Source organism: Sediminibacillus massiliensis, assembly GCF_900156915.1.
GTDB lineage: Bacteria > Bacillota > Bacilli > Bacillales > Amphibacillaceae > Sediminibacillus_A > Sediminibacillus_A massiliensis.
Map to the genome: position 1 here is coordinate 2,300,607 of NZ_LT732535.1, position 11,645 is coordinate 2,312,251.

Genomic DNA, 11,645 nt, shown 5'->3' on the forward strand with positions numbered 1-11,645 from the left:
TTATCCCCCCTTTTACTACTAGGTAACGAACGACGGATTTTGATCCTGCCTATTTTTTGTCGCATTGAAAACATAGGCCAATATAGCAAAGTAGAATAAGGTGAAGGTGTCATTTTCCCAGATGTTATAAACGAGACCGGCAGCATATGAACCCAACAATACAGCGATCATTACAGCGGTCATTTGCGTCTGCCTTCGATTCCAGAGCATAAACAGCATATGTAACAAAAAGACCGCAAACACGATGACACCAAAGCTGCCTGTCTGTACGATAATCTGGATATATTGATTGTCTGAATAAAACTCTCTATCTATTCCATAGTCTTCATAAATCGGAGAGCCGGCATTTAATGTGGCCGAATCGCCAAATGTTGCAAACCCTGTGCCGATCACCGGGTTATCTTGGAAGATAGTGAAGCCTTTCTCGACAATATACAGTCTGCCGGCACGTTTACTCCCCTCTACCGCCTCCTCATTGAACGTCTCCCGCATCCTGTCAGATAAGCCACCATCTCTTTGGTCGAACTGTTTTTGGACCTCTCGCTGTGCAGAGCCGAAATCTGTGTTCTCGATTGCTCCAGCCAGTGTGTTCACCGGGATTCCGATCAGAATAATTCCCGTGAAAATGGTGGTGACCGATATTTTAAAGGCCTGCCAGTTTTTGGTGAGTATCAGATAAATAATGAACCCGATGGCAAACGCAAGCCATGTCCCTCTTGAATAGGTCAAAAACCATACACCCATAATCAAAACAAGTGAAATATTGATGAACCAGACTGCTTTTCCTTGGATAGATTTTCTTAAATAGATAGTCAAAATGAATACAAACGACAGATAATATGCCAGCAGATTTGGATTACCGATCATCCCGTAAATCCGAATGCGGTTTATGGACGATAGCGGCATATTTTCCCAGGTTTCCGGCAAAAGCAAGCCGCGGAGGGAAAGTTTTTCAATAAGACCGTGAACGCAAATCAGCAGTGCTGTAATCAGGGTCGCCCACAGAAAACGTGCGATATCTGCCCTGGTGATATCCATCCTTTTTACAATGTAATAGACAAGATAAAAGAGAAGAAAGGCACGAAGTTGCAGAACCAATGCGGTCAATGACACCCCTGACAAAAGAGCGGATACCGCACCAATAAAACAAAATGCGAAGAATGCTAGTTCGAACCATTCAAAATGAAGAAGGGAACGCCATTGTTTTCTATATGTATAGATCGTTTTCAATAACAAGACCAATATGACAGCATCTCCAACCAGCTTCAGGATCGGATTGAATTCAATAATAAATGGGCGAATCGGAAAGTAAACGAACAATAAGATCAGGCCGTTCTTTTCATTCAGGAAAGTATATACGACAAATGAGAGGATAACGGCCAGACCGACCCATTTATTTCCTATCAACATGCCCGCTGCTAATAACAACATAGCTATTGGAACGAAAGATATCTGGTTTATCTTTACTGACATAATCCATATGCTCCTTCCGCTAAAGTTAAAGTTGGCTTTGGTAAATCTTTTTCTTAAGCCTCAGGTTTTTAAAAACGGCCCATAGTAATGTAACCGTACGATTCGCTTGTTTGAACAAACCGGGATAATTATAGTGTCTCTCCGCTGCTATCATCGTGTTTTCTATCAATTCCTGTTTCGTCATTTCCAGAAAAACCTCTGCCGCCTCCACTTTTTTCGTAGTTAAGTTCGCTTTCAACCTGTTCAACTCAAGAAAACCATCAAAAGCTATCACTTGGGAACGGAACTGTCTGATTGCAAGTCGTTTATCTTTCATCGTCCTGCTTATATCGATGATGCAGTTTATCTTATCCGGCGGAAATGGACAGTTAATTTCGTAAAGACGGAGGACCGGGTTTTTATCCGGTAGTCGTTCCAGAGCCCGTGCCAGTTGTTCGGCTGATGTGACATGGTCGGGATGGGCGTCCACGTAAGTAGTACAGTAAATGATATCAGGGTTAAATGTGGTGATGACTTTTGTTAGTTGATCCGCCAGCTGCTTTGCATTCTCCTTTAGTGTGCCATCAGGAAAATCGAGATATTCGATAGAGGTTATCCCCAATATCGGTTTCACTCTTTCCATCTCTTTTTTCCGGACAGCCGATAACTCGGTACCTGTATAGTCACTAACACTTCGAGAACCATCTGTAACAAACAGGCAGTGGATCTTGCTTCCACTCTCTGCGTGTAAACGGATCGTACCTCCCAATCCGATCGACTCATCATCCATGTGCGGGGCAATGATCAATACATTTTGTTCAGAACCGATATTCTTCACAGGCTGGCTGCCATGATAGTGACGTCTTAATATCGCTCTGGTGATCGGGGTGATTACCGGCTTGCACAACCGAAACAACAAGTGTTTTACATTCATTTCGAATACTCCCTTTTCTTCCGTAAGTCCTTTAGGATAAATCGAACGGTTTCGACCCTTGCAATATAGGTGAAAATCAAATAAATACAAACTCCGGAAATGCTGACAAGTAATATACAGGCGGCGTCCGGCAATCTCGAAAACGTCGGCAGGAGCAATGCCAATATACCCAGCATTCCCAATCCGCACAGGGTGATTTTCGTAAATTCCACTCCAAGAATCCGAAAATCGAACCCACCAGCCAATTTATTGAAAAGGACCGCCCCTGCAATCAGGTAAACGAAAGCGACCATCGATGAGGCCAAAGGGATACCTATATACCCAATCCAATTGGTAAACAGATAGTTGAACAGCAAATTCAAACAGATGGAACCCGCTCCGATACCCATAATCAGGTGGCCTTTTTTCAAGGTATAAAACCCCTTATTTATCACAGTACTCAAGCTGAAGAACAATACCGAACCAAAATAAAAATAAGAGGTGTAACTCGTCGCAATTGTTGCCTCATGGGTAAATGCCCCGCGTTCGTAAATGAAAGAAATCAAGTATGGCATGAGCAGGAACATCCCCGTAATAGACGGCAGCAAAATAAAATACATGAACTGCAGTCCTTTTCCAATCGCAGCTTTGAATTGGCGAGTATCATTATTTACATAGGCTTTTGATAAAATCGGAAAGATCATGGTCGCCAGTGTGACTGCAAAAATCGATTGGGGAAAATGGACAAGGTTTTTGGCGTAATTGATATAGGTGACTGTTCCCTCTTCAAATCTCCCGGCAAATACATTGTCAACAGCCAAGTTGATTTGCCCGACCATTACTGTCATCGCCACTGGAATGAATACTTTATAAAAAGAATATGTCTCCTCGATATTCCAACTCTGCTTCAGATGGAAAACTTGTTTTGGTACCAATAGAAATAGTTTGTAAAAAAGAGAAATAAGAGCACCAAGCAGATAGCCAAGCGCCAGAGACAAAGGTCCAATCTTATCAGCAAATATTACCGCTCCAGCTATAGTCGTCAAAACAACGATGACTTGGGACAAAGCCGATAATGAAAAGTTTGATTTTGCGTCCAGATAGGCTTCCAATACAGAATTCACACCAACAAATACCAGTGCCGCCATTAAGACGACAGAAACCTTTACCGCGATTGCCTTTGCATCTTCGCTGAAATTCCCATAAAGCAACGGGATCAGATACGGAGAAACAATGACGCCTATCACCGCTATCAAGATACTCACCATCGCCGTGCCTTTCAAAACATTCGCTAAATGGTTATGTCCCCTTCCATTGATATCTGCTTCGACATAACTGGGAACAAATGCATTTTTCATTCCATTGTTCATAAACAAAAACAGCATATTGGGAATAATGAATGCAGCCAAGAATGCATCTGCCTGGTAAGTGTCTCCAAAGAAATACGCTATGACTATATCCCTTAATAACCCGGATAATTTTAATAATAAAGTTGTCAATATAAACAAAATACTGGCAAATCCCAATTTTGTGCTCATGGTTCCCCCACAGTGAAATCCGGCCATTAATTTACACTTTATTCGAGCTTCTCCAATATCCACTTCCGATTTCACAACCTGTTAATGTGAAGTTTTTCCTTATCCATTTATGTCTATACGTCTGATAGCCGAGCTCATGTTAAAACGTGTGAATGCTCTTGTCTCTTTCTGTATGGAAAGCATTCATTACTTGTCGCCCGACCGAATGGTATTCAATCCCGCTTCTGCTGATGTCCTCCAACCTCAAGCAGTTTCTTCCATCAAAAATGACAGGTTGCTCCAACAGCCTCTGATACTCTGCTAACGGGTAATCCTTGATTTGTTGCCAATCCGTTAAAATCAAAGCGAAATCTGCATCTGTTAACGCTGTTTCCAATGTATCGGTGAAAGATACTTCTTTCGCCAAATAGTTCCTGGCATTTTCAGTAGCAATAGGATCAAAGGCCACAACTTGTGCCCCTTCAGCAATCAATTCATCTATAATTTGAATGGAAGGAGCATCCCTCATATCATCCGTATTAGCTTTAAAAGTCAGGCCGAGAACAGCCGCTTTTCGGTTATAAAGATCTCCAAACCGGTCCTTGATCATTTGCACGATATGCAGGCGTTGCATTCTGTTAACCAACTGCACACTTTCTAACATATGCATGGAACAACCATGTGTCTTGCCGACTGATATCAATGCATTCGTGTCCTTTGGGAAACAAGAACCCCCATATCCTACTCCTGCTTTCAAAAACTTCCCGCCGATCCGTGAATCCATGCCGATGCCAATCGAGACATTGTCGATATCTGCTCCTACCTTCGAGCATAGTTGGGATATTTCATTGATAAAGCTTATTTTTGCTGCTAAAAAAGCATTTGAAGCATATTTGATCATTTCTGCACTCCTCAGGTCAGTGCGTACAATCGGGATATCGAATGGTTCATTGATTTTTTCCAAGATATCGAGAGCATGGCTTTCATTCGATCCGATTACGATCCGGTCGCCATGGAAAGTATCGTGGATCGCCGTCCCTTGGCGCAGGAATTCAGGATTGGAAACAACAGATATCGACACAGGCGACTGCAGCCGGCTTTCCATGAGGGTTTTCATGTACTCGTTTGTCCCCACGGGCACCGTACTTTTGGTTACGATAATAGTGTCTTCTGTTACAGTTTCAGCAATCCTGTTGCAGACTGCCTCTATGAATGACAAATCAGCCGAGCCATCTGGCTGCTCAGGAGTCCCTACTGCTACATAAATGACTTTCTTCCCCAACAGCCCTTCTGCATAATCTGCAGAGAAGTCTAACCTTCCCGCTTTCCGATTCGTCTCCATCAATTCTTCCAGGCCTTTTTCGTAGATTGGTGATTTACCTTTTTTCAACAAAGCAACCTTTTCTTGATCAACATCCAAACATGTGACTTGATGACCTATTTCCGCTAAGCAAGCACCTGTTACCAGTCCTACGTATCCACTGCCAATAACCGCAATTTTCATCAAATACCTCCCGCTTTGTTCTTGAGGTCCTTCCGGATATGTCATCTACCTGACATCTGCAGACTTAATTGATATTTATGGGTTTAAGTCGCTGTTCATGCCTTTTTACGTCTATATCTTAGCATCGGATGGTAATGGTTAATAGCCCTGCCGTGTGTGTCGATTTTTGGTTTTTACAATATTTACAAAAAGAAAAACTGCTCCACCAAGCAAATTTGCTCTGGGAACAGTTTCATCGTTCTGTTTATTAAATTTTGTAAAATTCTTTTACGTTCTCAACCTTCGTCGTTTATCCTTTTTGCCAGTTTTTCCATCTTGTTTATCAGAGGTTTATGTTTCTTTTCCACGGCACCTATTTCGGCAATCAACAATAACAGCAGCAAAATGATAAAGGAGATAATCAATGAAAAACTGAGCGATGCGTTTGAAAATAAGATGCCCAGTGTCCCGAATATAATGCTGAAGCCATAAATGATCAATACGGTCGTCCGGTGGCTGAAACCTACAGACAGGAGTTGATAATGGATGTGCTTTTTATCAGGGAGCATGATATTTTCACGATTATACAGGCGCCGGACAATTGCAAATAAGGTATCGAAAATAGGAACCGCCAGCACGATTACCGGGATAATGAAGCTAAACAGTGTTACGTTCTTGAACAAACCGAGGATGGATATGACCGCAACTGAATAGCCAAGAAACATGGAACCTGTATCTCCCATATAAATTTTCGCCGGATAAAAATTGTGAAAGAGAAAGCCGATATTACTTGCTATCAACACAACGCAAAAGTAAATAACGACGATTCTGTAATCAGCCAGAGCCATTATCAGTATGCTGATGAACGCAATGGTCGCCACACCAGAAGCTAAACCATCGAGACCATCGATAAGGTTGATGGCATTTGTGATGCCGACTATCCACAGCAATGTGATGATGATACTCCAGCTATGAAGTTCCACGAGTCCGACCAAAGGAATATTGATTCTTTCAATGATCAACCCAGCATAAATGAGTATTCCGGCAGACAATCCCTGCCCGATCAATTTATAAACAGGCTTGAGCTGATATTTATCATCAAGAATGCCTGTAATAACGATAATAATAGCACCCAGCGATATCTCAAACATTTGATAATGGATGGGATTCAAGTAAACCAATCCGAAACAAACTCCCAAAAAAATCGCTAGTCCGCCCAGCCTCGGTGTCGGCTTACGATGGACCTTCCTGTTGTTCGGCAAGTCCATTGCTCCGATTTTGACAGCGAGTTTCTTTATTGGATAGACAAGTAACAATGTCGCAACGAAGGAAATCATAAATGCGATTACCAATTCCGATATATTAACCATATAACTAATCCCTACTTTTCAGGCTTGAAAGTGTAATTGAAGTGTTACCCTGCAGCATATATTTTCATTCATCTTAATATGAGGCAATAAAGGTAACCATATTCTTTAAAATAAGAGGATGTATAGTAAAAATTCCCCTAAATATACCTATTCCAAACTTCCTATTATGTCAACGTGCCAGCGATAGGAACAATAACAGAACAAAAGAGCATCATGATGGCATGATGCTCTTTTGTCATTAAGCTTCGCTTTCCCGTTTCTTATCTCGTCTGAACAACCGGACAACTCTTGCCGATAATCCATCGAAATACGTATATACTACCGGAATGAGCAGCAACGTAAACAAACTTGAGATACCAAGACCGAAAATGATGGTAATGGCCAGCGGCTGCTGGGTTTCGGCACCTTCTCCAAGTCCCAGAGCGAGCGGAACCATTCCCAGAATCGTCGTCAAGGTGGTCATCAAAATCGGGCGCATTCTGCTGACGCCGGCTTCGAGTATTGCTTCCGTACGATCCATGCCCCGCCCTCGCAGGATGTTGATATAATCCACGAGCACGATCGCATTGTTAACCACTATCCCGGCCAGCATGATGATTCCGATAAACGCGGTAATACTCAGCGGCTTTCCGGTCACAAACAACCCGAGCAAAATCCCGACTACGGTAGCCGGAAGCGAGAACATGATGACAAGTGGTGTCAGGAAGTTCTCGAATTGAACGGCCATAACCGCATAAACAAGGAATATCGAGAAAACCAGTGCAATGGCGAGATCCGTAAATGCTTCTGCCATATCCTGAACTTCTCCGCCGATGGAGTAAGAATATTCATCAGGAAAATTCATTTTCTCCAATTCGGCTTCCACATCGGCACTGACGCTTGCCAGATCCCGATTCACAATGTCACTCGACACATTAACCTGTGGCTGTTGATTTTCCCTGGACAATGTTGCCGGTCCTTGAATCTGTTCAAAGTCGGCTATACTTGTCAATGGAATCATTGAGCCTGATGGCGCCTGGATAGACATGTTTTCCAGATCGGCAATGGTTGTGCGCTCCTCTTCCGGGAACGTCATCCGGACATTCATGTCATCCCCGTCTTCCCGGTAATTCATGACGACTTGGCCGGTAAAGCCCATCTGGATCTGACTCATCACTTGCTGGTAGGTCAGCCCATGCTGTGCGGCCGCTTCCCTGTCCACTGTGATGTTCATTTCCGGCTGCGTTTCCGAGATGGAAGAGGTCGGATTATGAACGCCGTCCACATTGGAAATAGTGTAAACAACTTGATCGGCTAGTTCACGAAGCACCTCATGCTCCGGACCGTTCAACTGCACTTGGATCGGTGACCCGGTACTCATACCGCCCGAACCCATAGTGTTGACAGAGATGTCGGCCCCGACAATATCTTCCATATCTTCGCTTAAGTCCTGCATCACTTGATCTGTTGATATATCCCTGTCTTCGGCAGAAATGAGCTGGATGGTGTACGTTCCTGTATTACCACCGCCTCCGGACGGCCCCATCATCGAAGAACCGCCGATACTCAGATAACTTGTTTCGATAAGGTCTTCATATTCTGAAAGTCTGTCATTGACTTGACCGGCAACTTCCCTTGTAACATCTGCAGAAGTACCTGTCGGTGTTTCCAGAGATATTTCAATTTGCCCCTGGTCCGATTCAGGCATGAATTCTGCACCGATGAATGGTATCAAGGCAAGACTTCCGACAATGGCCAGGAAGGTCGCAAATATCGTTGTCTTACGGAATTTCAATACCTTGCGCAAGACTCCTTTATAGCCATTGTTGACTTTATCCAGAAAACGGTCAAACCAGTAACGGCGTCCATTGTCTTTCATCGCTTTGGTCAAAAGCTTCGATGACAGCATCGGAATCAATGTGATCGATACTACCAGGGAAGCAATCAATGCAAAAGCGACCGTCAATGCAAATGGTGTAAACAGGCTTGAAGCTATTCCTTCAACAAACACGATCGGCAAGAATACGACCAATGTAGTTGTCGTCGAAGCAATAACGGCAGGTGCAAGCTCGGAGGCACCTTGTTTAGCAGCTTCCACCATACTGTACCCTCTCTGCCTGTAGGACACAATATTCTCTAGTATGACAATCGAACTGTCGACCATCATCCCGATGCCGAGGGCTAGTCCGCCCATTGTAAGAACGTTCAGCGTTTCGCCTGTAAAATAAAGCAGCGTGAACGTGGAAATGACGGCAATCGGAATCGATAAGCCAATGACAATTGTCGCCCTGATACTTTTCAGGAACAACAACAGGATTGCTGTCGCAAAAACAGCTCCGATTATCATATTTTGGACAACTGAGCTGATCGATGACTTGATGAATTCAGAAGTATCGATGACAACATCCATCTCGACACCCTCAGGCAATTCGGATTGGAAGTCGTCCATCGCAGTTAATACGTTGTCTGACACTTCGACTGTATTGCCATCTGTCTTCTTCATAATTGACAATACTACCGCTGATTCCCCATTTACCATTGTCGTCCCATTCGCTTCTTCGAAAGTATCCTTCACTTCTGTGACATCTTCGATATGAACACGCGCGCCAGCCTGGGTCTGGATGATTGTTTCTTCAATATCTTCGATTGATTCAAAGTCTCCGTTGACCCGGACTTGCAGATCCTGGTCGCCCTTTTGGACTGTACCGGCTGAGCCGGACTGATTAGCGCCGCCGAGTGCCTGGGTGATGTCCTGGGAGCTGACGCCATACTGGGTCATTCTTGCCCGGTCGAGTTCCAGCTGAATTTCCCTCGTTTTCCCGCCTTCGACCGTGACCGAAGCGACACCACCTTGTCGTTCAAAGTAAGGTACTAATTGATCTTCCGCCACATTCTGGAGCTCGGTCGTATCCTCTCCTGTGAGACCAAGCCACATGACAGGCATCTGGTTCGGATTGAAGCGGAGAACGGATGGTTCGCCTGCACTATCAGGCAACATTCCTTTTACCTGGTCGACATTTTCCCGCACTTCCAGTAAAGCATTATCTAAATCTGTCCCGGTGGAAAACATCATGATAACCAAGGAAGAACCCGATTGTGATTGGGACTGGATAGTCTCCACCCCTTCGATCGAACTTAAGGATGCTTCCAATGGCTGGCTTACTTGTTTTTCCACCTCTTGTGGAGCAGCATCCTGATAGTTGGTTGCCACTACAGCAATCGGTAAATCAATTTCGGGAAATAAATCTATTGCTAAATTACGTAGTGAAACAATTCCGAGCGCCAGGATGGCCAGGACGATCATCACTACACCAACCGGACGACGGACGGATGTATTTACTAGCTTCATGAATTACTGCTCCTCCTTCATGATGCTGACTTCTCCGCCGTCAGAAAGAGTAAGTTGTCCTTTTACGACTACAGAATCACCCTCAGAAAGTTCCCCTTCCACTGCTGTGAGGTCTGATTGAGTATTTACTATTGTAACCGGGGTTTTGACAGCCTGATTATCCTGGATAAGATAAACATACGTTTCATCGGCTTCTTCAACTACCGCTGAAGTCGGCACGAGCAGCGTCCCGCTGACAACATCTTCCGGCAAATTGACCACTGCTGTCATTCCCGGTTTAATATCGTAATCACTATTGTCAAAAGATAGTTCGACCGGATATAAGCCTGTATCGTTGGGTACAGAGGAAACATAGTCTATGTCGGCTTCCACTTCTTCTTCAAGGGTGGAAAAAGAGACTGCCGCTGTCTCCTTATCTTCAAACAAATTCCTGTCTTCTGTAGTGATTGTCAATTCTACTTTGAGACTGTCCAAATCGACAATGGTCGCCATCGGCTCCGAACCGGAAACCATTCCACCTTCCTGGGCATTCAACGTATTAACCTCTCCGTCACCGGCGGCTTCTACTTCGATAGAACCCATCCCTTCAGCTGAAAGAATGGTTGCCAATGTTTCCCCTTCTTCCACTTCGTCGCCATTGGCCACTTCAAGAGACTCTACTTCTCCTGCGGTTGGAGGGATGACTGGATAGGAAGTTTCCGGCATGGCCCTTCCGTAAAACTCTTTCTCTATCGTCATATCACCCTCGGAAACCTCTTCCGCTTCAACGGGAGTGACTGTATCCTCTTCCTGCTGGCTTTCCTCATTATCTTGACTGCAGGCAGCCAGCAGCATGGAGGCTGCCAAGAATGGCACCCATACTTTTTTCATTGAAAAACTCCTCTCTCTATCTGCATTTTCTTTTTTTCACGTTTTATGACCGGTTGGTTCACACGAATGACCACTCGGTACCACTTTACATACTATACCATTTTTAACAGGCTGATTACAATTGCCAATCCTCCATCAGCCCGGCCATGAGACGTCATTTTCAAGTACATCCAGCGCTTATTTTACACTTTAGAATTGTGTCCATTTTTTGACTTTTTCAGCCTGCTAGAAACAAAAAAATTCCTGCACCCGTAAGGATGCAGGAATTCGATGTTATGTTTTGAAGTTTACTGGTTTTCGTCTTCTTTATTTTCATCGTCGCCAGTCATTGTATCTTCATTTGTGTTATCGTTGTTTTCATCAGTGGTCGCACCATTGTCTTCGTCGGTGATGGCGCCATCTTCATCTTCACCCATGCCGCCGTCATCGTTTTCCATGCCATCTTCTTTGCCATTTTCATTGTTTGGACCGTTTTCTCCTTGGTCTTCTACCCCACCATTATCACCTGTACCGTCATCGCCATTTTCCTGCATTGGTGCTTCTGGCGCTTCTTCTTCTTCCGGTGGCGGATTCTGCTCATCGTCATTTCCACAAGCAGCCATCAAAGATAAAGCAAGCATAGATGCTCCAAGTTTATACAACCATTTTTTGTTCATGTTGCAAACCTCCTTTTGTTGTCATTTCAACAGCTATTTTTCCCATTTTTCCGGAA

General features: G+C 44.1%; 8 protein-coding genes. All 8 read right to left on the bottom strand.

Annotation, left to right across the window (positions count from 1 at the left end; all coding sequences use genetic code 11):
* Positions 1-18 precede the first annotated feature (18 nt).
* The gene (locus tag CZ434_RS12265) at positions 19-1,473 is read right to left on the bottom strand and encodes an O-antigen ligase family protein (RefSeq protein ID WP_077623409.1); all 1,455 of its coding nucleotides are present in this window, start codon (positions 1,471-1,473) and stop codon (positions 19-21) included.
* A 25-nt stretch (positions 1,474-1,498) separates the two neighbouring features.
* Complete coding sequence (locus CZ434_RS12270) at positions 1,499-2,386, bottom strand: PIG-L deacetylase family protein (protein ID WP_077623410.1); 888 nt, start codon at positions 2,384-2,386, stop codon at positions 1,499-1,501.
* Entirely contained in the window at positions 2,383-3,903 is a 1,521-nt protein-coding gene (gene murJ / locus CZ434_RS12275) for a murein biosynthesis integral membrane protein MurJ (protein WP_077623411.1), read from the bottom strand. The genes CZ434_RS12270 and murJ overlap by 4 nt, the downstream gene beginning before the upstream one ends.
* A 139-nt stretch (positions 3,904-4,042) precedes the next feature.
* Positions 4,043-5,386 (bottom strand): UDP-glucose dehydrogenase family protein, encoded by a 1,344-nt coding sequence (locus tag CZ434_RS12280; protein ID WP_077623412.1) that lies wholly within the window; start codon positions 5,384-5,386, stop codon positions 4,043-4,045.
* A gap of 275 nt (positions 5,387-5,661) precedes the next feature.
* The gene (locus tag CZ434_RS12285; protein WP_077623413.1) at positions 5,662-6,735 is read right to left on the bottom strand and encodes a glycosyltransferase family 4 protein; all 1,074 of its coding nucleotides are present in this window, start codon (positions 6,733-6,735) and stop codon (positions 5,662-5,664) included.
* A gap of 238 nt (positions 6,736-6,973) precedes the next feature.
* A complete protein-coding gene (locus CZ434_RS12290; RefSeq protein ID WP_077623414.1) occupies positions 6,974-10,063 on the bottom strand; it encodes an efflux RND transporter permease subunit in 3,090 nt (1,029 codons plus the stop codon).
* 3 nt (positions 10,064-10,066) lie between these two features.
* Positions 10,067-10,933 carry an efflux RND transporter periplasmic adaptor subunit gene (locus CZ434_RS12295; protein WP_077623415.1) on the bottom strand — a complete coding sequence of 289 codons (867 nt, stop codon included), beginning with the start codon at positions 10,931-10,933 and terminating at the stop codon, positions 10,067-10,069.
* Between the two features lie 287 nt (positions 10,934-11,220).
* Positions 11,221-11,589, bottom strand: a complete 369-nt coding sequence (locus CZ434_RS12300; RefSeq protein WP_077623416.1) for a hypothetical protein — start codon at positions 11,587-11,589, stop codon at positions 11,221-11,223.
* Positions 11,590-11,645 lie beyond the last annotated feature (56 nt).